The sequence below is a fragment of the Pseudomonas sp. R32 genome (assembly GCF_009866705.1).
Lineage (GTDB): Bacteria > Pseudomonadota > Gammaproteobacteria > Pseudomonadales > Pseudomonadaceae > Aquipseudomonas > Aquipseudomonas donghuensis.
On record NZ_CP019396.1, the window covers coordinates 2,785,873 to 2,809,540 of the forward strand.

At 62.8% G+C, this 23,668-nt stretch carries 19 protein-coding genes; 14 read left to right on the forward strand and 5 right to left on the reverse strand.

Annotated features, from left to right (window positions below):
• Window positions 1–60 precede the first annotated feature (60 nt).
• On the reverse strand, window positions 61–1,077 hold the full coding sequence (locus PspR32_RS13200) for an AraC family transcriptional regulator (protein WP_036995624.1): 1,017 nt from the start codon (window positions 1,075–1,077) through the stop codon (window positions 61–63).
• A gap of 276 nt (window positions 1,078–1,353) precedes the next feature.
• On the opposite strand from PspR32_RS13200, the gene PspR32_RS13205 reads away from it, so the two are divergent.
• The 7 genes from PspR32_RS13205 to PspR32_RS13235 all read left to right on the forward strand — a co-directional run bounded on the left by PspR32_RS13205 (window position 1,354) and on the right by PspR32_RS13235 (window position 12,364).
• Window positions 1,354–1,920: an RBBP9/YdeN family alpha/beta hydrolase gene (locus PspR32_RS13205; RefSeq protein WP_159388651.1), complete on the forward strand. Its 567-nt coding sequence runs from the start codon at window positions 1,354–1,356 to the stop codon at window positions 1,918–1,920.
• An 86-nt stretch (window positions 1,921–2,006) separates the two neighbouring features.
• Entirely contained in the window at window positions 2,007–3,962 is a 1,956-nt protein-coding gene (locus PspR32_RS13210; protein WP_159388652.1) for a DUF1302 domain-containing protein, read from the forward strand.
• Window positions 3,963–3,983: 21 nt separating this feature from the next.
• The gene (locus PspR32_RS13215; protein WP_010226092.1) at window positions 3,984–5,342 is read left to right on the forward strand and encodes a DUF1329 domain-containing protein; all 1,359 of its coding nucleotides are present in this window, start codon (window positions 3,984–3,986) and stop codon (window positions 5,340–5,342) included.
• A gap of 32 nt (window positions 5,343–5,374) precedes the next feature.
• Entirely contained in the window at window positions 5,375–6,451 is a 1,077-nt protein-coding gene (locus PspR32_RS13220; RefSeq protein ID WP_159388653.1) for a WD40/YVTN/BNR-like repeat-containing protein, read from the forward strand.
• 15 nt (window positions 6,452–6,466) lie between these two features.
• Window positions 6,467–8,941 carry an efflux RND transporter permease subunit gene (locus PspR32_RS13225; RefSeq protein WP_100783247.1) on the forward strand — a complete coding sequence of 825 codons (2,475 nt, stop codon included), beginning with the start codon at window positions 6,467–6,469 and terminating at the stop codon, window positions 8,939–8,941.
• A complete protein-coding gene (locus PspR32_RS13230) occupies window positions 8,934–10,706 on the forward strand; it encodes an acyl-CoA dehydrogenase C-terminal domain-containing protein (protein WP_159388654.1) in 1,773 nt (590 codons plus the stop codon). Before PspR32_RS13225 ends, PspR32_RS13230 begins: the two co-directional genes overlap by 8 nt.
• An 11-nt stretch (window positions 10,707–10,717) precedes the next feature.
• Window positions 10,718–12,364: a fatty acid--CoA ligase gene (locus tag PspR32_RS13235; RefSeq protein ID WP_159388655.1), complete on the forward strand. Its 1,647-nt coding sequence runs from the start codon at window positions 10,718–10,720 to the stop codon at window positions 12,362–12,364.
• Window positions 12,365–12,425: 61 nt separating this feature from the next.
• Here the strand turns inward: PspR32_RS13235 and PspR32_RS13240 are convergent, their stop codons facing one another.
• Complete coding sequence (locus PspR32_RS13240; RefSeq protein WP_036995613.1) at window positions 12,426–14,192, reverse strand: GMC oxidoreductase; 1,767 nt, start codon at window positions 14,190–14,192, stop codon at window positions 12,426–12,428.
• Window positions 14,193–14,573: 381 nt separating this feature from the next.
• Window positions 14,574–15,185, reverse strand: a complete 612-nt coding sequence (locus PspR32_RS13245) for a LuxR C-terminal-related transcriptional regulator (RefSeq protein ID WP_010226118.1) — start codon at window positions 15,183–15,185, stop codon at window positions 14,574–14,576.
• A 115-nt stretch (window positions 15,186–15,300) separates the two neighbouring features.
• On the opposite strand from PspR32_RS13245, the gene PspR32_RS13250 reads away from it, so the two are divergent.
• A complete protein-coding gene (locus PspR32_RS13250) occupies window positions 15,301–16,917 on the forward strand; it encodes an ATP-binding response regulator (RefSeq protein ID WP_159388656.1) in 1,617 nt (538 codons plus the stop codon).
• A gap of 7 nt (window positions 16,918–16,924) precedes the next feature.
• Here the strand turns inward: PspR32_RS13250 and PspR32_RS13255 are convergent, their stop codons facing one another.
• Window positions 16,925–17,242: a hypothetical protein gene (locus tag PspR32_RS13255; protein WP_010226121.1), complete on the reverse strand. Its 318-nt coding sequence runs from the start codon at window positions 17,240–17,242 to the stop codon at window positions 16,925–16,927.
• A 157-nt stretch (window positions 17,243–17,399) separates the two neighbouring features.
• Window positions 17,400–18,275, reverse strand: coding sequence for a response regulator transcription factor (locus PspR32_RS13260; RefSeq protein WP_036995611.1), 876 nt, complete (start codon window positions 18,273–18,275; stop codon window positions 17,400–17,402).
• Window positions 18,276–18,454: 179 nt separating this feature from the next.
• On the opposite strand from PspR32_RS13260, the gene PspR32_RS13265 reads away from it, so the two are divergent.
• The 6 genes from PspR32_RS13265 (at window position 18,455) to PspR32_RS13290 (ending at window position 23,660) form a co-directional block, all read left to right on the forward strand.
• The gene (locus PspR32_RS13265) at window positions 18,455–18,646 is read left to right on the forward strand and encodes a Flp family type IVb pilin (protein WP_036995610.1); all 192 of its coding nucleotides are present in this window, start codon (window positions 18,455–18,457) and stop codon (window positions 18,644–18,646) included.
• A 661-nt stretch (window positions 18,647–19,307) separates the two neighbouring features.
• The gene (locus PspR32_RS13270) at window positions 19,308–19,499 is read left to right on the forward strand and encodes a Flp family type IVb pilin (protein WP_010226124.1); all 192 of its coding nucleotides are present in this window, start codon (window positions 19,308–19,310) and stop codon (window positions 19,497–19,499) included.
• Window positions 19,500–19,528: 29 nt separating this feature from the next.
• Window positions 19,529–20,047 carry an A24 family peptidase gene (locus PspR32_RS13275; RefSeq protein ID WP_010226125.1) on the forward strand — a complete coding sequence of 173 codons (519 nt, stop codon included), beginning with the start codon at window positions 19,529–19,531 and terminating at the stop codon, window positions 20,045–20,047.
• A 14-nt stretch (window positions 20,048–20,061) separates the two neighbouring features.
• The gene (locus PspR32_RS13280) at window positions 20,062–21,390 is read left to right on the forward strand and encodes an AAA family ATPase (RefSeq protein WP_159388657.1); all 1,329 of its coding nucleotides are present in this window, start codon (window positions 20,062–20,064) and stop codon (window positions 21,388–21,390) included.
• Window positions 21,391–21,406: 16 nt separating this feature from the next.
• Window positions 21,407–22,207 carry a Flp pilus assembly protein CpaB gene (cpaB, locus tag PspR32_RS13285; RefSeq protein WP_010226127.1) on the forward strand — a complete coding sequence of 267 codons (801 nt, stop codon included), beginning with the start codon at window positions 21,407–21,409 and terminating at the stop codon, window positions 22,205–22,207.
• A gap of 109 nt (window positions 22,208–22,316) precedes the next feature.
• On the forward strand, window positions 22,317–23,660 hold the full coding sequence (locus PspR32_RS13290; protein WP_159388658.1) for a TadE/TadG family type IV pilus assembly protein: 1,344 nt from the start codon (window positions 22,317–22,319) through the stop codon (window positions 23,658–23,660).
• Window positions 23,661–23,668: the final 8 nt, after the last annotated feature.

Below are 23,668 nucleotides of genomic sequence, written 5' to 3' on the forward strand. Positions count from 1 at the left end.
ACGCCGAACCTGCAGGAGCGGGCTAGACCCGCGATCGAGCGCGCAGCGGTCGTAGTCCGGTCAGTGCTGACTGTGCCGGCGATCATGCTGCGCCCGCCAACTGGCCGGGGGCATGCCGAACTGGGCGATGAACCAGCGGGTAAATGAACTGGGCATCGAGTAGCCGAGCATGTCGGCAATCCGCCCCAGCGAATAGCTGGGGTTTTCCAGGTAGCGGATCACCAGGTCACGGCGCACGCCGTTGACCAGGTCGCTGAAGGTTACCCCGCATTCCTCCAGGCGCCGCTGCAAGGTGCGCACGTTCATGCCCTGGGTTTGCGCTACCTGCTCGATGGTCGCCCGGCCCATGGGCAGCAGCAGGTAGATGGTCTTGCGCATTTCCAGCTCCAGCGACAGCTTGCCACCGGCCTGCAGGGTATCCAGGTAGCGCTGCGCCAGGCGCGCCATGGCTTCGTTGGCCAACGGATTGGCCGTGTCGAGGTCGGCGGCCGGGCAGACGATGCCATTGAATTCGCTGCCAAACACCAGCGTGCAGCCAAAGATCCGTCGATGAATCGCCAGGTCCGCGGGCGCGGCATGGGTGAAGTTGGCGCTGATCGGATGCCAGTGGGCACCCAGCAGGGCGGCGCACAAGCGCAGCATTACGCCAATGGCCAGTTCCGTCGCCTGACGGCCGCGCTGGGGCAGGTCGGTGACCACCTCTTCACGAATGATCACGGTCTTGCCAGCCTCTTCGATATGGATGGCCAAGGCGTCGTTGAGCAGATGGCGGTACTGCACGATGACCTGCAGGGCATCGCGCAGGGTGCGCTGGTGGCTGAGCAGCAGGCTGATTTCGCCGAAATCCGACAACTGGCGCAATTCGGCCATGCGCAAGCCGAAGGTTTCGCAGCCGCTGACCCGCGCCGACTCCTCCAGCAGGGTCACCACGCTGGAGACCGCAATACGTTGGTTGGGATCGTCGAGCAGGGCGGCGCTCAGGCCGACCTGGGCCAACAGGGCATGAGGGTTGAGCCCCAAGTGACGGGACACCTCAAGGTAGTTGGTCAGGCTTGCAGCACGTACGAGGGCGGTCATTTTATTGTTTTCCACGCGTTCTCATCTGGCGTTCCGCTTCTGTGGCGGGTGGTTCGTTATAGCGCGGGTGTCGTCAAATGAGAAGCCGTTTTCGGCGAGTGAAATCAGCGCAACGTCCCTGATCACGGGCCGCTCGGTGGTAAGCCAGAAACCCTGTCATCAAATGAAAAGTCGCTGACGCGCAATGTAAAGCGCCTCGGGGGAGGGCTGATTACTGTGACTGTGCAAACGCTCCAGGTGACCTGCGAGCGCACTGTCTTGAGCATAGGTGCCGACGTGGAAAAACTGCATACCACCGCTACTGTCCTGATCGTCCCCGGCCTGCGCGAGCATGTCGCCGAGCATTGGCAGACCTTGCTGGCGGCGCGCCTGGCCAAGGTCCATACGGTGCCACCGCTGCATCGCAACGGCCTGGACTGCAATGCCCGGGTCGAGGCCATCGAGCAGGCGCTGGAGCAGATCGACGGCGAGGTAGTGCTGGTAGCGCACAGCGCCGGCGTGCTGATGGTGGCCCATTGGGCGGCGCGCTATCAGCGGCCGATCAAGGGCGCACTGCTGGCGGCGCCGCCGGACCTTGAGGCGGCGTGGCCCGCCGCCTACCCAAGCGCGGACAGCTTGCGCGCCAACGGCTGGAGCCCGCTGCCGATCACGCCGCTGCCGTTCCCAAGCATCGTCGCCGCCAGTAGCAATGATCATCTGGCCAGCCTTGAGGCGGTCAGCAACATGGCGCGCGGCTGGGGCAGCCAGTTGCTCGAACTTGGCGCCGTCGGCCACCTCAACCCGGCAGCCGGCTACGGCCCCTGGCCCCAGGCCGAAACCCTGATCCAGGCCCTGGATCGCTAATCCTGCAGTAGCGCACGGACGCTTGAGCCAAGCCCGCAAACGACGGGCGGCGAAAAAAAACAATAACAATAAGTGGAGTCATCGCGATGCCAAACCCTCGCATTCACCGTGCTGTGAAACCACAGCGCTGCCTGCTGGCCTGCGCCATCGGCCTGCTGGCACTGCCCGGCGCCCAGGCCTTTGAAGTCGATACCGGCAGTGAAGACTGGGCCGTGCGCCTGGATAACACGGTCAAGTACAACTACGGCGTGCGCACCGAAAGCGCCGACAAGCGTCTGTTGGCAACCCCCAACAACAACGACGGCGACTACAACTTCCGCAAGGCCGGAACCACCGTCACCAACCGCGTGGACCTGCTCACCGAACTGGACGTGATCTACCAGGGCAACATGGGCTTTCGTGTCAGCGCCGCCAGTTGGTACGACAAGGCCTATGACAACACCGGCTCCAACTCCAACCCGTTCGTCAACGGCAACGGTGGCCAGTCGGGCATCAACCCCAGCCTCAACGGCTTGCCCGGCACCGGCGTGCCCTTGGGCAGCCCGCACCTGAGCAACTACGCCCAGCGTTACTACAGCGGCCCGTCCGGGGAAGTGCTCGATGCCTTCGTGTTCATGCGCCGTGAAGTGGGCGACTCATCCGAGATCAGCGCCAAGCTCGGCCAGCACAACCTGTTTTGGGGCGAAACCCTGCTCAACCCGGTGCATTCGCTGAGCTATGGGCAGTCGGGCCTGGACCTGGCCAAGCTGGCCGCGTCACCCGGCACCGAAGCCAAGGAACTGTTCGTGCCGCGCAATCAACTCTCGGCGGCGTTTCTGCTCAACCCCGAGCTCACCGTTGGCGCGCAGTATTTCTTCGACTGGGATGCCGCGCGGCTGCCGGAAGCCGGCACCTATTACGGTGGTTCGGACCTGGTGGGCGAGGGCGCGCAGAGCTTGTTGCTCGGCCATACCGGCACCCCCGGGCTGATTCCGGTACGTGGCGCGCTGACCAGCATCCGCCGTGGCCACGACCTGACCCCGGGTAAGCGCGGCGACTGGGGTGTCATGGCCAAGTGGTCGCCCGAATGGCTCGGCGGCACCCTGGGTATCTATTACCGCAAGAGCTCGGAGATTCTGCCCCAGGCCTGGCTCGACGCCCGTGGCCTGACCGTCGCCAACGGCCCGTTCGGCAACCCGCCGGGCAGCGCCCAGGGCGCGGTGGGCAACCTCTACAACTCGCTGCAAAGCGCCACCTACCAGTTCGCCTATGCCGACAACATCGACATTTACGGCTTGAGCCTGTCCAAGGATGTCGGCGGTATCAGCGTCGGCAGCGACCTGAACATTCGCCACAACATGCCCCTGGCGAGTATTCCGGCGATCCTCAGCGCACCGGGGCAGGCTGGCCTGGGCGGCGGTTTCGGGCTCTTGCCTGCGCGCTTGCCAAGCAGCGGCGTGGTTTATGAGGTGCCGTCGGACGGCGACAGCATGAGTGCCACCGGCGACACCCTGCACTGGACCCTCAACGGCCTAATGACCCTTGGCGACACGCCGTTGTTCGACTCGGCGACCCTGCTCGGCGAGCTGTTCTACAACAACCTGCTCAAGCTCGATAGCCACAACGAGGCCTTGTACAAGGGCAAGGGCAGCTACCGCGGCATCGACCAGCCGACCCGCGACAACTGGGGCATCGCGGTCAACTTCACGCCGACCTGGTACCAGGTGTTTCCAGGCATGGACCTGAGCATGCCGCTGTCGATCAACCTCGGCCTGGACGGCGTGTCGCCGGTACAGGGCGGTGGCGCCGAGAACACCGGCAACTACGCCGTGGGCCTGAGCGCGGCGATCTACAACCAGTATTTCGTCGACCTCAAGTACGTCGACGGCTTCGGCAAGACCCAGTCCTGCAACAACGGCCAGACCGACGGCACCACCCCCAACGCCCTGGACGGCGAACAGGACTACACCTGCTACGGCGGCGGATACGCCGCGTTCTCTGGCGGCGCCGCCACCACCGAGGACCGTGGCGCGCTGTACCTGACCCTGAAAACCACCTTTTGAGTCACACAGGAAAACAACAACATGAACTACGTGCACACCCTGTTGGCCACGTGCCTGTCGCTGGCTGCCCTGAACGCGGCTGACGCCGCTGTCTCCCCCGAACAGGCCGCGCGCCTGGGCACCAGCCTGACGCCGATTGGTGCAGAAAAGGCCGCCAACGCCGACGGTTCGATCCCCGCCTACCAGGGCGGCCTGCTGACCCCGCCGGCGGCGTTCAAGAACGGCGCGAGCATGCGCCCGGACCCGTTCGCCGAGGAAAAACCGCTGCGGGTCATCGATGGCAAGAATGCCGACCAATACAAGGGACAACTGACCGCCACCACCCAGGAACTGCTCAAGCGCTTCCCAAGTTTTCGCGTCGATGTCTACCCCACCCATCGCAGCGTGGCGCTGCCGCAACCGGTGCTCGACAACACCCTGAAGAACGCCGTGGCTGCCCGCAGCCAGGAGGGCGGTAGTGCGGTCGACAACGTGCTGCCGGGTATTCCGTTCCCGATCCCGCAGAGTGGCGCCGAGGCTATGTGGAACTTCCTGTTGCGCTACCAGGGCGTGAGCATGACCGCCAAGTACGACTCGTGGAACGTCGATGCCGCCGGCAACGCGACCCTGAGTACCACCGGCCAGGCCAACATCAGCTACCCGATCTACGAAGACATGGCCAAGCCGATCGGCGCCAAGGACACCTACTACCAGATGAAACTCACCTACACCGCGCCGGCCCGGCGCGCCGGTGAGGCGATGATGCTGCGCGATGCCGCCAACCCGCTGGTGCAGCCACGCAGCGCCTGGCAGTACCTGCCGGGCCAGCGTCGGGTCAAGCTGGCACCGAACCTGGCCTACGACACGCCCAACCCGGGCACCTCGGGCTCGGGCACTTACGATGACGTGTTCGTCTTCAATGGCGCCCTGGACCGCTACGACTGGACCCTGGTCGGCAAGCAGGAAATGTACGTGCCGTACAACACCTACCGGCTGACCTACAACACCGACGTCAAGCAGCTGACCACGGCCAATCACCTGGCGCCGCAGTTCGTGCGCTGGGAAAAGCACCGGGTCTGGGTGGTGGAAGGCAAGCTCAAGGATGGCGCGCGGCATATCTATCACAAGCGCCGCTTCTACCTCGACGAGGACAGCTGGATCGCCCTTGCTTCGGACCAGTATGACGCCCGTGGCCAGCTGTACCGTGGCTCCTTCGCCTTCCTTAGCCAGAGCTACGACAAACAGACCCCGGATGCCACGCCGTTCATGATCTACGACCTGATCGGCGGCACCTACAACCTCAATGGCGTGGTCGGTGCCTACGGCGGCATCCGCTACATCGAGCCATTGTCACGGACCCAGTGGTCGCCCGAATCCCTGGCCGGGGCCGGCATTCGCTGAGCCTGATGATCACACACCGTGGAGGATCAGGGATGAATGTGTTCAAACGCTGCAGCGTGATGCTGCTGGCCTGGGCCGCGCTGCAAGGCGCGGCCCAGGCCGAGGCTTACGTCGACGTACTCGACCTGCCGGCGCTGCCCAGCGCGCTGGCAGCGTCCAGCGCCTTGCGCGATGTCACCCGCGCCGGCGCCCGCCTGGTTGCCGTGGGGCCACGGGGGCACATCCTGTATTCGGATGACCTTGGCAGCCACTGGCAGCAAGCGCAGGTGCCGGTCAGCGCCGACCTCAATGCCGTGAGTTTTCCGACCCCTGAGCTTGGCTGGGCGGTGGGCAACGACGGGGTGATCCTGCACAGCCGCGACGGTGGCTTGCGTTGGGAAAAACAGCTGGACGGGCGACAGCTCGGTGCGCAGGCGCTGGCCTATTACCAGGCACGGGCGCAGACAGGGGGCGATCAGTGGGCCGCCTGGGTGGGCGAGGGCGAGCGCCTGGTCGCGGAGGGTGCCGACAAGCCGTTGCTGGATGTCTGGTTCAGCGACCCGCTGCATGGCTATGCGGTCGGGGTGTTCAACCTGGTGTTGCACACCGCTGACGGCGGCCAGCACTGGACCCCCTGGCTTGAGCGCAGCGACAACCCGCAAGGCCTGCACCTGACCGGCCTGGCCAGTGTCGACGGTGCGCTGTACATCAGCGGCGAGCAGGGCCTGCTGCTCAAACTGAGCGCCGATGGCGAACGCTTCCAGCGCCTGCACACGCCGTATGCCGGCAGCTACTTCGGCGTCATCGGCAAGCCCGGGACGCTGCTGGCCTATGGGCTACGCGGCCATGTGCTGCGTAGCAGCGACGGCGGCGCCCGGTGGCAGCCGGTCAATACCGGCCTGAACACCAGCATCACCGCCGCCAGCCTCGACGCCAGCGGGCGCTTCTGGCTGGCGAGCCAGGCCGGTGATCTGCTGGTCAGCAGCAACGACGGCGCACGTTTCAGCGCCGTGGCGCAGAGCGAACGCGCCCCGGTGAGCGGCATGGCCTTCGATAGCGCCGCCGACCTGGTGCTGGTCGGTGAGCGCGGCATTCGCACCCTGGCCCTCGAACAACCGCAGCAGCCATAACAAGAGAAAACCCTGATGGCCGACATCCAACAAGACACCTTGCCGGTGATCCGCAACCTCGGCGACTTCGATACGCGCTCCGGCAATCGTCTCGAACGCCTGGTGTTCAACCATCGGTTACCGTTCATGCTGTGCATGCTGCTGGTCACCCTGGTGCTGGGCTACATGGCCCTGACGCGTCTGGAGCTACGGCCCAGCTTCGAGAAGATGATCCCGCAGAGCCATCCCTACATCCAGAACTACCTGGACAATCGCCAGTCGCTGCGCGGCCTGGGCAATTCACTGCGGGTGGTGGTGGAAAATACCCGCGGCGATATCTTCGACCCGGCCTACCTGCAGACCCTGCGCCAGATCAACGACGAACTGTTCCTCAGCCAGGGCGTCGACCGCGCCTGGATGAAATCCCTGTGGAGCCCGGCGGTGCGCTGGACCGAGGTCACTGAAGAGGGCTTTCAGGGCGGCCCGGTGATGCCCGACGCCTACCAGGGCTCGGCCGCCGACATCCAGCAACTGCGCCAGAACATCGAGCGGGCCAACATTCTCGGCAGCCTGGTGGCACGTGACTTCAAATCAAGCATGCTCATCGTGCCGCTGCTCGACCAGGCCTCGGCGACTGGCGCCAGCATCGACTATCACGGCTTCAGCGCCAAGCTTGAGCAACTGCGCCAGCAGTACGAAGCAGGTGGCGTGTACAAGCTGCACGTGATCGGTTTCGCCAAGCTGATGGGCGACCTGATCGACGGGCTGCTGCAGGTGATGCTGTTCTTCGCCCTGGCGGTGCTGACCACGCTGCTGATCATCTACCTCTACACCCGCTGCGTGCGCAGCACCTTGCTGGTGGTGCTGTGCTCGTTGACGGCGGTGGTCTGGCAGCTGGGTATCGTCGCCTGGCTGGGGTATGCCATCGACCCGTATTCGATCCTGGTGCCGTTCCTGATCTTTGCCATTGGCGTCTCCCACGCCGCGCAGAAAATGAACGGCATCATGCAGGACATCGGCCGCGGCACCCACCGGCAGATCGCCGCGCGCTATACCTTCCGGCGTTTGTTCGTCGCCGGGGTCACCGCTTTGCTGGCCGATGCGGTGGGCTTTGCCGTGCTGATGCTGATCGATATCCCGGTGATCCAGGACCTGGCGACGACCGCCAGCATCGGTGTGGCGGTGCTGATCTTCACCTCGCTGCTGTTGATGCCGGTGGCGCTGTCGTACGTCGGCGTCGGGCGCAAGGCGGCCGAACGGGCCTTGCGCATCGACCTGCGCGCGGCCGAGCACCGGGGCTTTGGCAAGCTCTGGGACCTGCTCGACCGCTTTACCGAACGCAAGTGGGCCACCGCTGCGGTGCTGGTGGCTGTGCTACTCGGCGCCGGTGGCTTCTGGCTCAGCCTGCAACTGAAAATCGGCGACCTCGACAGCGGCGCCCCGGAGCTGCACGCCGACTCGCGCTACAACCGCGACAACGCCTACATCACCGGCCACTACGCGCTGTCCAGCGACACCTTCGCGGTGATGATCAAGACCGCGCCGGAAGGCTGCCTGCGCTACCAGACCCTGGTGCTCGCCGACCGCCTGGCCTGGGCACTGCAACAGCACCCGCAGGTGCAGACCACCCTGTCGCTGACCAATGCGGTACGGCAGATCACCGCCGGCACCTACGAGGGCAACCCCAAGCTGAGCAGCATTCAGCGCAACCAGGACGTGCTCAACTACGCCGCCCAGCAAGCCTCGGTGAACGCCCCGGAGCTGTTCAACAACGACTGCTCGCTGATGCCGGTGATTGCCTACCTCAAGGATCACAAGGCCGACACCCTGGATCAGGTGGTGGCGATTGCCGAGCGCTTTGCCCAGGCCAACAGCGGCGAGGATCGCCAGTTCCTGCTGGCGGCCGGCAGCGCCGGGATCGAGGCGGCGACCAATATCGTGGTGCGTGAGGCTAACCGCAGCATGCTGTTGCTGGTGTATCTGGCGGTGACGTTGTTCTGCCTGATCACCTTCCGCAGCTGGCGCGCGACGCTGGTGGCGGTGCTGCCGCTGATGCTCACTTCGGTGCTGTGCGAGGCGCTGATGGTAACCATGGGCATTGGCGTCAAGGTCGCCACCTTGCCGGTGATCGCCCTGGGCGTGGGCATTGGCGTGGATTACGCGCTGTACCTGCTCAGCGTGCAGCTGCACTACCAGCGCCAGGGCCTGTCGCTGGCCCAGGCCTATAAGAATGCCGTGGCCTTTACCGGCCGGGTGGTGGGCCTGGTCGGCATCACCCTGGCCGCCGGGGTGGTGGGCTGGGCCTGGTCGCCGATCAAGTTCCAGGCCGACATGGGCATCCTGCTGACCTTCATGTTCCTGTGGAACATGCTCGGTGCGCTGATCCTGATTCCGGCGTTGTCGCATTTTCTGTTGCCCGTCAGCAAGGCGCGGGCGCCTTCACCCAGCCCCGGCAATGTCGAGGGGCTGCACCTCAACACCCAACCAGCCGAGTGCTCATCGCATGTCTGACTACCTACCGCCGTTGCGCGACATGGATTTCCTCTTCAACGAAGTCTTCGACATCCCCGGCCAGTGGGCGCGGATACCGGCCCTGGCCGAGCAGGTCGATGCCGACACCGCGCGGGCCATCCTGGAACAGGCCGGCAAGCTCATCGCCCAGCAGGTGGCGCCGCTCAACCGCAGTGGCGACGAGCAGGGTTGCCGCTGGCAAGACGGCCGCGTGAGTACCCCGGACGGTTTTGCCCAGGCCTACCGCAACTACGCCGACGACGGCTGGGTGGGCGTGGCCGGGGCAACCGAGTATGGCGGCATGGGCATGCCCAAGGTCATCGCCGCCCAGGTCGAGGAGATGCTCAACGCCGCCAACCTGTCGTTCGCGCTGTACCCGATGCTGACCGCCGGGGCCTGCCTGTCGCTGCTCAACCACGCCAGCGAGGCGCTCAAGGCACGTTACCTGCCGCCGATGTACGAAGGGCGCTGGTCGGGGTCGATGTGCCTGACCGAACCCCATGCCGGCACTGACCTGGGGCTGATCCGCAGCCGCGCCGAGCCCCAGGCGGATGGCAGTTACAAGGTCAGCGGCACGAAGATTTTCATTACCGGCGGCGAACAGGACCTGACCGAGAACATCATTCACCTGGTGCTTGCCAAGCTGCCGGATGCACCGGCCGGCGCCAAGGGCATCTCGCTGTTCCTGGTACCCAAGGTGCTGGTCGAGGAGGGCGGTGCGCTGGGCCAGGCCAACGCGGTGAGTTGCGGCTCCATCGAGCACAAGATGGGTATCAAGGCGTCGGCCACCTGCGTGATGAACTTCGACGGCGCTACCGGCTACCTGGTGGGCGAGGCCAACAAAGGCCTCAACGCCATGTTCACGATGATGAACTACGAGCGCCTGGGCGTGGGTATCCAGGGCCTGGCGTTGGGCGAGCGCTCGTACCAGAACGCCGTTGCCTATGCCCGCGAACGCCTGCAAAGCCGCGCATCTACCGGGCCGCAGGCGCCTGAACAGGCGGCCGACCCGATCATCGTGCACCCGGATGTTCGGCGCATGCTGCTGACCATGAAAGCGCTGAATGAAGGCGGGCGAGCGTTTTCCACCTATGTAGCACTGCAACTGGACCTGGCCAAGTACAGCGAAGACGCCCATGAACGCAACCGGGCCGAAGCGCGGGTGGCACTACTGACCCCGGTGGCCAAGGCATTTCTCACCGACATGGGCCTGGAGACCACCGTGCACGGCCAGCAGGTGTTCGGCGGCCACGGTTACATCCGCGAATGGGGCCAGGAACAACTGATTCGTGATTGTCGCATCACCCAGATCTACGAGGGCACCAATGGTATCCAGGCCCTGGACCTGCTCGGGCGCAAGCTGGTTGCCGACGGTGGCCGCACCTACGCGGCGCTGGCGCAGGAGATCAACGCCTTCGCCGAGGGGCTGGCGCCGTCACGTGGCGAGTTCAAGGCGCCGTTGCAACTGGCCGTGGCCAACCTCGATGACCTGACCGCCTGGGTGCTCGATCGCGCCCAGGGCAACCCGAAGGAAATTGGCGCGGCGGCGGTGGAGTACCTGCAGGTGTTCGGCTACACGCTGTATGCCTATTTATGGGCGCAGATGGCGGACGTCGCCCTGGCGCAGGACGGCGCGTTCTACCAGAGCAAGGTGGGCACCGCCCGCTTCTATTTCGCCCGCTTGCTGCCGCGCATCCGCTCGCTCAGTGCCAGCGTCAAGGCCGGCAGCCAGAGCCTGTACCTGCTTAAGGCCGAACAACTGTGAACGAGGCGCACATGACCACCACCCGCATCATCGAACCGGCCCCCGGGGCCTATGCTTATCCGTTGCTGATCAAGCGCCTGCTGCTCTCGGGGGTGCGCTATCAGCCCGGCCAGGAAATCGTCTATGGCGACAAGCTGCGCTACAGCTACAGCACCTTGCTCGAACGCATCCAGCGCCTGGCCAATGTGCTCAGCCAAGCCGGGGTCAGACCCGGCGACACCGTGGCCTTGCTCGACTGGGACAGCCACCGCGCGCTGGAGTGCTTCTTTGCCGTGCCGATGCTCGGCGCGGTGCTGCATACCGTCAACGTCCGGCTGTCACCGGAGCAGGTGCGCTACACCATGAACCATGCCGAGGATCACCTGGTGCTGGTGCATGACGACTTTCTGCCGCTGATTGCGCCGTTGCGCGATCAGTTGCCGACGGTGAAGGGCTACATTGGCCTGAGCGATGGCCCTGGCGCCGACACGGATCTGCCGCTGCTGGGTGAGTACGAAGCGCTGCTGGCCAGCGCCGAGACCTCGTTCGACTTCGCCGACTTCGACGAAAACTCCGTCGCCACGCTGTTCTACACCACCGGCACCACCGGCAACCCCAAGGGCGTGTACTTCACCCATCGGCAACTGGTGCTGCACACCCTCAATGAACTGGGCACCTTCGCCGCCAGCGGAGGCGAGGCACTGCTGCGCTCGGGTGATGTGTACATGCCCATTACACCGATGTTCCACGTGCATGCCTGGGGCGTGCCTTACGTGGCCACGGCACTGGGGATCAAACAGGTTTACCCCGGCCGCTACGAGCCCAACCAGTTGGTGCGCTTGATGCGTGAAGAGCAGGTGAGCTTCTCCCACTGCGTACCGACCCTGCTGCAGATGATGCTCGACTGCGAAGAGGGCCAGCGCACCGACCTTAGCGGCTGGAAGATGCTGCTCGGTGGCAGTGCCCTGACCCAGGGCCTGGCGGCGCGGGCCAGCGCCCGGGGCATTCGCGTGCACTGCGGTTACGGCATGTCGGAGAGCTGCCCGTTGCTCAGCGTCACCCGCCTCAGCGCTGCGGACCTGGCGCTGCCGATGCACGAGCAACTGCCGCTACGCATCAATGCCGGGGTGCCGATCCCGCTGGTGGACCTGCGCATCGTCGACGAACACGGCGAGGCGCTGGCCCATGACGGCGAAAGCCTCGGGGAAATCGTCGTCCGCGCGCCGTGGCTGACCCAGGGCTACCTGAAAGAGCCGGAGCAGGGCGCCGCGCTCTGGGCCGGCGGCTGGCTGCACACCGGTGACATGGCCTGCATCAATGAACACGGCGTGGTGCAGATTCGCGATCGGATCAAGGACGTGATCAAGACCGGCGGCGAGTGGATCAGCTCGGTGGCGCTGGAGAGCCTGATCAGCCAGCACAGCGGTGTCGAGTCGGTGGCGGTGGTGGCGGTGGCCGATGCGCAATGGGGCGAACAGCCGCTGGCCCTGGTGGTCTGCGTTGCCGGCGTCGAGCTGGACCAGCCAGCGCTGGCCCGCCACCTGCAGCCGTTTGTCGACAGTGGCCACCTGAATAAATGGGCGATCCCGCGGCTGGTGCGCTTTGTCAGCGAGATTCCGAAAACCAGCGTCGGCAAGATCAACAAGAAGCTGATTCGCGAACGCCACGGCAGCGTCTGAAAGACGGCGTTGAGGGGGAAGGCTCTGTAGGAGTTGTCAGCTCCTACAGATCAGGCTTCGGTCAGACTTCGGTCAGGTCCGAGGTTAGCGGCTGGACGGCATTGATGCAGTGCAGTTGCTGGTCAGCCAGGTCCTGGGCCAGGGCCACCATGGTCATGGTCGGGTTCCACGAACCACTGGCCGGCCACAGCGCGCCACCGGTGACGTAGACGTTTTCCACACCATGGGGGCGGTAATCCAGGCCAACGACGCCTTCGTCCTTGTCGCCAATCCACAGTGTCGAGCCTTCGTGCACCAGCCCGGCCACCCGGCGCTCGGGAATGCTTGGCCGCTCGCTGGTCCAATGGCCCAGGTTCGGGTCGCCATGCCAGTATTCGACCTTGCCCTCGGGGGCAAACACCCGTTCCATCATCTGGAAGGTCCCTTGATCCATGGTGTCCCAGGTTTGCCGGTCGGTTTCGCTGGCCAGCACCTGCAGGTTGACGTTGGTGGTCGGGTCGGCCTGGCCGTTGAGGTGGAAGTGGTTTTCCGGGTTGCGGAAGTCGATCTCGCCGAGCACGGCGCAAACGAACACCAGGTAATCCTTCGACGATTCCAGTTGCGCCATGGATGCGGTGGCCACCACGTCAGGCATGTAGCGCGCGGCTTTCTGCGCGTTCTTTGCAGGCTCGCGGTCAGACAGCACCGACAGCTGCACGTGGTACTGCATGCCGTTGTCCCGGTTCTTGCCGGCCAGGTAGATCGCCGCCAGTTCCAGCTCGGCCAGCTTGGCGGCGAACGGGTAGTCCTTGCGCGGCACCCGCGCCACCACCGAGGTGATGAAGTGCGCGGTAAAGCGATCGCCAGCACGCTTGACCTGCGGGAACGAGTTCATCAGCAAGGTCGCCGGCGGCAGGGTGCCCATGGCCAGGATCAGCTTGGCATTGCCGATGTTGACCACCCCGCGCGAGGTTTGCAGCGCAGTGGCTACGCCATCCTGCTGGTGGATACGTTCGACAACGCACTCGGTAATGATGCGCAGCGGGCTGCCGCTGCCGGCGGCGGCAAGGTCGGCTTGTTTGCCCGCCAGTTCCATGATCGAGGCCGGGGTCGAAAACTTGGCGAAGTCAACGCCGCCAGCACGATCGGCAGCGGCAGCGAGTGGCGCCGGTAACCAGCGCGTGGCCGAGTCGATCTTGCCGATGTTGTGCTCGAGCATTTTCTGCAGCTCAAGCTGCAGGGTGCCGTAGACCGGGCGCTGCTCGGTAACATGGGCGCGCACTTGCGGGTCGAGCTGGGTGTCGATCTTGTCGGCCGGGATCACGTTGAGCAGCTTCTCGGCCGACTCGAAGCGGGCCTCGGCGGCAGCGATGGTCTGCTCGGGCCAGAAGGCCATTTCATCTTTGGTCGGCCGTGGGCACCAGGCGCTCCACATGATGCTGCGCCCGCCAAAGAACGGCACCATGCCGTGCTGCCAGCCGATGTTGCCCGGTGGCTGGCTGGCGGTGCGGGCCGAGAGGGTCCAGGGGAAGGTTTCGGAAAAGCCGCCGAGGGTTTTCTGGTAGGGGATCGGCAGGTTCTGGAAGTGCTCGGGGAGGAAGAACGGCCCGCGTTCGACCATCAGGATCCGCGCCTTGGGGTTGCTGCCCAGGATCCGCTCGGCGAAGGCCAGGGAGCAGAAGCCGGTACCGATGATGATGAAGTCGAACTGCTCCTCTTCGCGGACCTGTTTCCAGGCGGACTCGGAGAGAAAGAACACATGGTCCAGCACCTTCTGTGCGTTGGGTGTTTGTGGGCCGGGGGTGGGGTAGCCATGACCGAAATTGGTCGAACTGGTGACTGCGCTCATTGTTGCCTCCAATCATTGTTGGCAGAGGGTCTATCGTCCTTGTACCGCGGTTGCAACCCGCGCACGCGGGGATGCGCTGGTGTGCTGGTGCGCTGGTGCGCTGGTGCGCTGCTAACGCTAGCAGAGCAAAGTGGCATTTCAAGATCACTTGGTCGGGGTGGGAAGGGGCATGCAGTATCAGACCATGGTGATGTCCCAAGGTGTGGAAAAAACGGACGGCTGCGCTTCCCACCTGCCGCAGCGGGCGGCTTTATCAATATAGTCGGTGGGCGGATGCACGCTTGCTGGCGATAAAAAAATGCTGGGTATTCACACTGCGACAGCAGACGAAAGCCTGACGAGCCTGGGCTTCAGTAGTGAAATCGCGGGGCAAGCCGGCCCCTATGGTGTGACAGCGTATTTCACCGCGGCGGCCCGCGACGGCACGTTGAGGGTGCGCAACAACGACGACACATGAATGCGCACGGTAAAGGGCGAGATATCCAGCGCGCGGGCGATTTCCTTGTTGGTCTTGCCCTCGGCGATCAGGCGCAACACCTCTTGCTGACGCGCGGTCAGGGTGGTGGCCACTGCACTGGTGTCCAGCGGCAGCAACCCGGACGGAGCAAAACGCACCAGCACTTCGCCTTCGCGAATGGCCAGAATCGCCTGGCCGATCTCGTCGGGGGCGATGTTCTTGCCAATGAAACCGTCGATACCGGCGGCCATCACTTCGCTGATCAGCTCCGGGTCATCGACCATCGACACCACAATCAGGGTGGTGCGGCGCAACTGTTGTCGCAAGTCGACCAACTGAGTAATGCAGGTAAGCCCCGGGAAGCGCAGGTCAAGGAGCAGGGTGTCGGGCTCCGCGCCGCGTGCAACCTGTGCCAGGACGCTGTCGAAATCCCCGGCTTGTTCGATCAGCGCATCAGGTAACAGGCGCTGGACAGTCCCCACCATCGCTTCGCGAAACAGCGGGTGGTCGTCAGCTATGATGATCCGGCATGCCATGTCGAGTGCCTCCCTGGGCCTGGCGTTCCTTACAGGCGTGTTACTTTACCACCGGGCACGGACGCTGCCCGGTGTACGTACTGGATATGACGACTGTCGCACAAGGATGTTCCCGATGAAGTTCGAGAAAAATACCGAGCTCGACCAGGCCAACCTGCGGATCATTGTCGCCGGCCTTGCCATGATCTATATCAGCGTGTTGGGTTTTCTGCCCGGGCAGCAGGTCAACATGTACCTGCCGATCATGATCTACATCGTCCTGTTCCTGTTGCTGTCGATCGTCCTGCGCCAGGTCATCGTGCGCTGGCCGGGCCACTATCCGGCCCGGCGTATCTTCAGCATGGTCCAGGACTACACCGGCACCTGTTTCGGCCTGGTGGTGGGTGGCGAGGCCGCGCTGCCGCTGTACGCGGTGATGGTCTGGGTCAACCTGGGCAATGGCATGCGCTATGGCTCGCGGTACCTGGCGATCGCCACCGCCCTGGCGTTGTTGGCCTTGCTCTGCGTTTACCGGCTGACCCCTTACTGGCAGGCGCAACCGTTCATGGTGCTGATGCTGATGATCACCAGTACGGTCATCCCCATGTACGCGCACCTGCTGCTTGAGCGCACGCGCAAGGCCTCCGAAGAAGCGACCGCCGCCAACCTGGAAAAGTCGCGCTTTCTGGCCCAGGCCAGTCACGACCTGCGCCAACCGATTCACTCGATCGGCCTGTTCACCGCTTGCCTGCGCGAAGCGCGCCTGGGCGAGGAGGAGCGGCGCCTGGTCGACAACATCGACCGCTCGCTGCTCAACGTCGCACAACTGTTTCGCTCGATTCTCGACCTGTACACCCTCGACAACGGGCGCCTGCAACCCCGCCTGCAATGCGTACAGCTGGCTGATCTGCTCCACGATCTGGTGCGCCAGAACGCCGAAGCGGCGCGTTGGGCCGGCGTCGAACTGCGCCTGCGGGTGGCCGAGCACTGGGTGCAGATTGACCCGGCGCTGCTGGTCACCATGGTCCAGAACGTGCTGTCCAACTGCTTCAAGTACGCACCGCAGCGGCCGGTACTGATCGCTGTGCGCAAGCGTGGGAATGGGTTGGCCATTGTCGTTTATGACCAGGGCTGCGGCATTGATGCCGATGAATTGCCCAAGGTCTTCGAGGAGTTCTACCGCGTGCGCCAGTTGCGCGACAAGGACGTTGAAGGCGTGGGCCTGGGCCTGTCGATCGTCAGACGCCTGGGCCGGATGATGGACATGCAGGTGGCGATACGTTCGCGGGTCGGCCATGGTACGACGGTGAGCCTGCTGGGCTTGCGCAAGGTTGAAGCACCCCGGCAGCCGGTCACCCGAGAGCAAGCGAGCCAGGTCGGCTTGTTGACCGGCCTGAAAGTGTGCCTGGTGGAGGATGACCGCAACGTGCTGCTGGCCACCAAAGCGTTGCTTGAACGCTGGGGCTGCGAGGTGCAGGCCGAATCCAGTGGCAAGGACCTGCTCAGCGACTGCGATATCATCGTCGCCGACTATGACCTGGGCAATCAGGCCACCGGCATCGAGTGCATCGACCAGCTACGTGCGCAACGGGGCAGGGCGGTGCCGGCGCTGATCCTCACCGGGCATGAGGTGGAGAAGATCCAGGCGGCCCTGCATGACCGCCAGATCGCGATTCTATCCAAGCCGGTGCGCCCGGCCGAGTTACGCACCACCTTGCGCTCGTTGCGTGAACCCCGCACAGAACCGGTTTAGCTGAGGATCAATAGCGCTGCAGCGGATTTTGCGGCCGGCCACTGTTCTTGTTGTAGCAGTGTGCACTCATCCCCATGCCCATCGACGCGATCCCGACCATGACGCCGCTGGGCAGCTCGCAGTTGTAATCCCCTGAAGCGGTGCTGGCGATGAAGTAAGTGGCGCTGTTGTCGTTGCGCACGTTGGAAATCTTGGTCACCGGCTCGCCGATCGTCGTCTGGGCAGTGGTTTTCAGGCGATCTTCGTTGGGTTTCATAGTCTGGCAGCCGGCGAGGGCGACGAGCAGGGCGCTGAGCAGGGTGAGCTTGTTGAATGCAGGTTTCATGGCGCTTCTTCCTTGGTGTTGTTGTGTTGTTGCAGGCACGGCGATCCCTCGCGCCGCAAAGCAGCGGCACTGGGGAACACTGGGGTGAAGAGGAATATAGCGCCGGGAAAGAGGGGGGTCGATTAGCACAAACGGGCTAATGGCCAGTGGCTATCTTTCAGCGTTTGGCACCCAGTCGCAGGCTTTCGACGACCTCCGAGAGTTCTTCCGTTGAGGTCGATTCTGCCCCGGAGCTTTCAGCTCGAGGGAGCTGCCGGTACTCGCTAGGTGTACACCCGACGAATTGCTTGAAGGCACGGGCAAAATAAGAAGGGTCCTTGAATCCGACTTCATAACCGATGCTGGTGATGGGCATCTGGCTGTTGTCGAGCAGGTCCCTGGCAAAGTCCATCCGTTTGCTCAGGATGTACTCCATGAACCCCAGGCCATTGACTTCCTTGAACAGGCGGCTGAAGCGAAAGGTGGTCATGCCGCAGCGCTTTGCCAGTTCTTTCTGGTCGATGCTGTCGCGCAAATGCTGGTCGATGTAGAGCAATACGTTACTGAGTGCCTGGTGCTTGTGGTGCTCAGCGGTCAGCCGGATGCTGTCCGGCAGCGACGGGCCATGTTCGATCAGTGGCTTCTTGGCATGGAAGTGAGTGCTGCGGCGCAGTTCGCAGAGTTGCTGCAGTGCGTGCAGAAAGCGGCTTTTTTCGCTGTTGCACAGGGGCAGCACGATGTACTCCCAGACACGCGAGCGCATGGCCCATACGGCAAGCTCCTCGGAGTGCTGTACGGTGAACATGGCGATCGGTATCGAGGGGGACTTGTGCTTGATCTCCAGCAGCAGGTTGAGGCCAGGCATGTCCGGGCGGTCATAATGGATGCAGACCATGTCTGGCTGGCGCTCACCCGCAAGCTCGGACAACTCGCCGTTCTTGGCGATACGGCATTCACAGGTCGGGCGAAAATGCGCAACCAACGCCTCGGCCGATCGATCCCGGGTGCGATCGAACCACAGCAGAAATGGCAAGTTGGCCGATTCAGGTTTCATTTTCTCATTCCTTCCTTGTTTCTCGTTTTCTTAACCTCGCCGGGCAGGCAGCGCTGCAAAATAATCCTAGTAATCAATAAAAAACTCCTAACCCCTCGTTATGTCTCCTGACTAGGATGCAAACAGGCGGCACACTAAGTCACCGCCTCGGCCAATAGAACTTAGATGAGGTGAATAAAATGAATCTGCAATCGATCAAAACGTCGGTGCTGAAATTCATCAAGGACGAAGAAGGCCTGACGATTGTTGAATATGCGGTAGCGGGTGGTTTGATTACACTGGGCGCCGTGGCTGCTTTCGTGACACTTGGCGGTAACGTGGCTACCGCCATTACCAGCCTGGGTTGTGCAGTCAAAGGCACCACCTGCTAGCGGCACAACACGCATCGTCGGCCCCGCCCAGAGCGCCAGCAGCTTGCTAGCCTCTGGGCCGTGGCGGCGACGAACACCTTGCCGCAGGCTGAGGGACGTGTCGCGAGGATAAAAACGCATCATATGGACTCTGCCTGGTTGATTAACCATGATCCCGTTCGGACAAGGTGGAGTCTTCTCAGCCGTGGCGCCGCAGGCTAAAGGCCTGCGTGCCGAGCCCCCCAACAATCCAGTCTCTTGGCGCGTCAGACTTCACTGTCCTGGCCCCGCTCCTGATATTTCTTCCTCGTTGACCAGTATCGTCGTTGTGTTGCCTGTGAGCAGATCAAATCCTGATAAGAAAGCGCTTGCTTAGACCGTTTGGCGAGATTTGTTTCTTGGCGCATTGGCGCTGTTTCGGGTCTTTGCAGGGTAGCGGGAGGCGACCGAGTTTAGCCTGCGATTAGGTTGCAACGTTATGTAAGTTATTCCCTATTGATCGCGTGCGTTCGGGTTTAAGACGGCGTACTTAGTATTTTTTCTTGCGCCGCTAAATACCGCAAAAAACTCCTAGCGTTGAGCAAAAAACTCCTAACCCCTGCGTTGTGCTTCTGACTAATGTTCACCCAGGCAGTACCAGAAGTGCTGCTCTAAAAACAACACACTGAACGAGGTGAGCAACATGAATCTGCAATCGATCAAGACGTCGGTAGTGAAGTTCATCAAAGACGAAGATGGCCTGACCATTGTCGAGTATGCGGTGGCGGGTGGGTTGATAACGCTGGGCGCTGTTGCCGCATTTGTCACCCTGGGCGGTAACGTCAGTGCAGCCATTAAAAGCCTGGGCTGCGCAGTCAAAGGCACCACTTGCTAACACCCCACCGTCCACAGAGGGTTGCAGCCATGGGCATGGAGCAATCAGTCGTTATTGCATCGTTGCTGGGGCTGCTGGGTATAGCGGTGCTGAGCGATCTTCGCCATCACCGCATTCCCAACCTCTTGGTCTTGCTGGGTTTGGGGCTGGGCTTGGCCGGCCAGGTTTACACCCTGGGTGTCATCGGGTTTGGCTATGGGGCGCTGGGTATGTTGATCGGTTTTGCCGTTTTCCTCCCGATGTATGCCTTTGGGGGGATGGCTGCCGGTGATGTCAAGCTAATGGCCATGGTCGGCGCCTTTCTTACTCCCCACGATGCCCTGTGGACCGCGCTGTTCAGCCTTATCGCCGGCGGTCTATGCGGAGTATTGATTGTCCTCGTGCGTGGTCAAGTGCAGCAGACCATGGGGCGCTACTGGCTGATGTTGAAAGCCAGGGCCTATTTCTCGCCAGCGGTTGATGAAGTGGCAGGCAAGCCCTTTCCCTATTCAGTCGCAGTCCTGCTCGGCACTTTGACCAGTGTCTTCTGGCTGCCCCTCGGCCAGTAGGTCAGGAGAACACTATGTACGCCATCAGCAACAGCAGCGTTACTCACGATGCGCGCGAAGAAGTTGTGCAGCGGCTGGCGCCACAGCCACGCACCATCCGTGAAACCGGGTTGGCGGACAACTTGCTCGGTGACCTGGTCTGCAAGCATCTGCACGATGCCGGTGTGCTGGACATGTCGCGGCTGGTGGAACGCCTGGCACTGACAGGCGCGGTGCTTGAAGAAGTACTGACCTTTCTGCGCAAAGACGGTCGTGTCGAAATACTGGGGCAATCCGGTGGTCAAACATTGCGCTACGGGTTGACTGAACGCGGTCGCAGCGCCGCCCGTGATGCATTGGCGCGCAGCGGCTATATCGGTGCGGCGCCTTTTCCGGTGAGTAGCTATCGCGCGCTGCTCAAGCTGCAGACCATTCACCACGGTCGGATCAATGCCCAAGACATGCAACACGCCTTTGGCGGGGTGGTCCTGGCGCAAAGCATGCTCGACCAACTGGGTGTGGCGCTCAATTCCGGCCGCGCCATCATGATCTACGGGCCGGCGGGCACTGGCAAAACCTATGTCAGCAGCCGCTTGATACGCCTGTTTGACGAAACCATCTGGGTACCTCATGCCATTGCAATCAACGATGCGGTGATCGAGATTTACGACCCACAGGTACACCGGCGCCTGGATGACGACGATGAACTGCAGAACAGTCTGCTGCTCGACGAAGGGGTCGATCGCCGGCTACTGCGCTGTGAACGCCCTATCGTCATTACCGGCGGCGAGTTGAGCATGGAGCAGCTGGATGTCCGCTACGACCCTTTCACGCGCCAGTACCAGGCGCCACTGCAGCTCAAGGCCAGCAATGGCCTGTTTGTCATCGATGACATGGGGCGTCAACGCATGTCGCCGGCCGAGCTGTTCAACCGCTGGATCGTGCCGATGGAGGAGAAACGTGATTTTCTTAACCTCGGCGGTGGGCGGCACTGTGAGCTGCCGTTCGACCTGATCCTGGTGTTTTCCACCAACCTCAATCCGCTGGAGCTGGCCGACGAAGCGTTTTTGCGGCGCATTGGCTACAAGCTGCAATTCGGCTACCTGAAAGCCGAAGAATACGAACGCATCTGGCGCCAGGAAAGTGAACGCCTGGGTATGTCTCACGACCCGCAGCTACTGCACTACGTGCTTGAGGAACTCTACGGCGTTGAAAACATGCCGCTGGTGCCTTGCCATCCACGTGACCTGTTGAACATGGCCCTCGACCGCCAGCGTTACCTGGGCGGCACCGGGCCGTTATCGGCGCAGGAGCTGGAGTGGGCATGGCACAACTATTTCGTACAGCTCGACTTCCTTGGATAGGTAAGGAGATATCGCCATGAGTTCTCGTACTTTCATCTTGATTGCCTTGTCCGTGATCCTGGGGTTGGGCGCCGCATGGATGGCCAACACCTGGCTCAGTGCCCGGCTCAACGCCAGCCCCGACGATAATCAGCAGAACGTGGTGGTGGCCACCGTGGAAATCGCTTTCGGGCAAATGGTCGAGGCGCAACAGGTGACACTGGTGCGCATGCCCAAGGACACGGTACCCGACGATGCCTTCGATGCCATCGACAAGGTCGTCGGCAAAATCGCCACGTTCTCCATGTTGAACGGCGATATCGTGCGCGGTGCGCGTCTGGCCGCGCACCTGGGCGGGAGCACGCTGGCCTCGCTGATCGAACCCACCAAACGTGCGATTTCGGTACGTGTGGATGATGTGGTGGGGGTGGGCGGGTTCCTCTTGCCGGGTAATCGCGTCGATGTCCTGGCGACCAAGCAGACAGGTAATACCGGTAACGCCGAGTCCCGCACCATTCTGGAGGACTTGCGGGTACTGGCAGTGGACCAGACTGCCAGTACCGACAAGACCCAGCCGGTGGTGGTACGTGCGGTCACCCTGGAAATGACGCCCGACGAAGCGGAACTGCTGGTCAAGGGCATGACGGACGGGAAGCTGCAACTGGCCCTGCGCAATCCACTGGACAACAACAAGCTACCGGTCACCAAACCGGTGGAGCTGGCCCAGGTTGCGCCAGTGCCGCCGGTCAAGCAGATCGTCCAGCGCAAGGGCGGATCTGACGTCAGTGGTATCACGCTGATCCGCGGTATCGAAGTCAAACGCGTGAACACTCTGTAGCTGACAGGCGCAACCGTTGCAGGCATCGCCCGCCAGGTAGCGTCGCCGCTTGGCGGTGGTGGGCGACGGCACCCTGCAGATCAAGGTCGGCAGAACTCTGGAGGGCTTGATGATGAGAGCACGTATCCACCAACCACTCCGTGCGTTTCCAGGGCAACAGCGCGGAACGATTATTGTGCTGGCGGTGATCGCCATGGCCGCCATCCTGGTGATGGGGGCTTTTGCGCTGGACGGCGGGCATATGCTGGTAAACAAGGCGCGGCTGCAAAATGCTGTCGATGCCGCAGCCCTGAGCGGGGCCAAGACGCTCAGCGAGGTATACGGTGCAACCGGCTCGGCCAGCCTCACGCAAGCCGCTGCCCTGGGCACACTGACGCTTAATGCCAACGCCAGTGGCAACAAGGAACTGGCCAGCGCTGTTGGCAATAATGTTTCCGGCTTCGCCACGGTAGAGCTGTCTGCCAGTGTCTATGGGCCTTTTTCCTTTCCGGGCCCGGCCAATGCGAGCTATGTACGGGTTTCGGTGCCCAACTACCCGCTGAGCGGTTTTTTCTGGGGCATATTGAAGGCGATCGGCGATGGCGTTGCCCCGAACAAGGCCGTGGCCGCGGTGGCCACCGCCGGCCCCAGCCCTGCCAGCCCGTGTAATATCACGCCGCTGATGGTGTGTGGCGACCCGAGCAAGAACGACCCCGCTACCGGGATGTTCTGGGGGTTCAAGTTCGGTGATTTGCAAGTGTTGAAAACGGCGGCGAACAACAGTTCGGCAATCGGCCCCGGCAATTTTCAGCTGCTCGACTTCGGCTCGGGCGGCAACACCGTGAGGCAAGGCCTGGCGGGCGGAATCAATCAGTGCAATAGCGTCGGCGACAACGTCCTGACCAAGCCGGGCAACACCGTAGGGCCTGCCTCTCAAGGCCTGAATACGCGCTTCAACGAATATTCAGGTGGCCTCAGTGCTGCGGACTATCCGCCGGACCTGGTGGTTGCGGTCAATGCCAAGTCGTTGACGTACACCGGTACACCTGAACAGATCCAGTACAACAACCAGACCGTCACCTCCACCAATGGCAACCTCGTCACCGCCGGTGGTGAAGCCCTGTACGACTACAACGACTGGGCACGGGCCTCTGCCGCGTGTGTTGCCGGCACCGGCGGCGGCTGCCTGGGCAACGGCGCGTTCGAGCGGCGGATCCTGAAAGTGGTGATCGGCGATTGCTCCGGCAAGAACGACGGGGCGTCGTCGATTCCGGTGTTGAGCTTCGGTTGCTATTACGTGATGCAACCGGCCAATCAACAGGGCAACTCGGCGCAGATATTCGGCCAGTTCGTCAAACAGTGCGAGGGCGACAATGTGCCCGGCCCCAATCCTGTCAACGACGCAGGCCCGCAAATCATTCAGCTGTACAAAACCTATATCGATAACAGCCAGACACCGAGTACCGACTCTTAGGAGGCCTT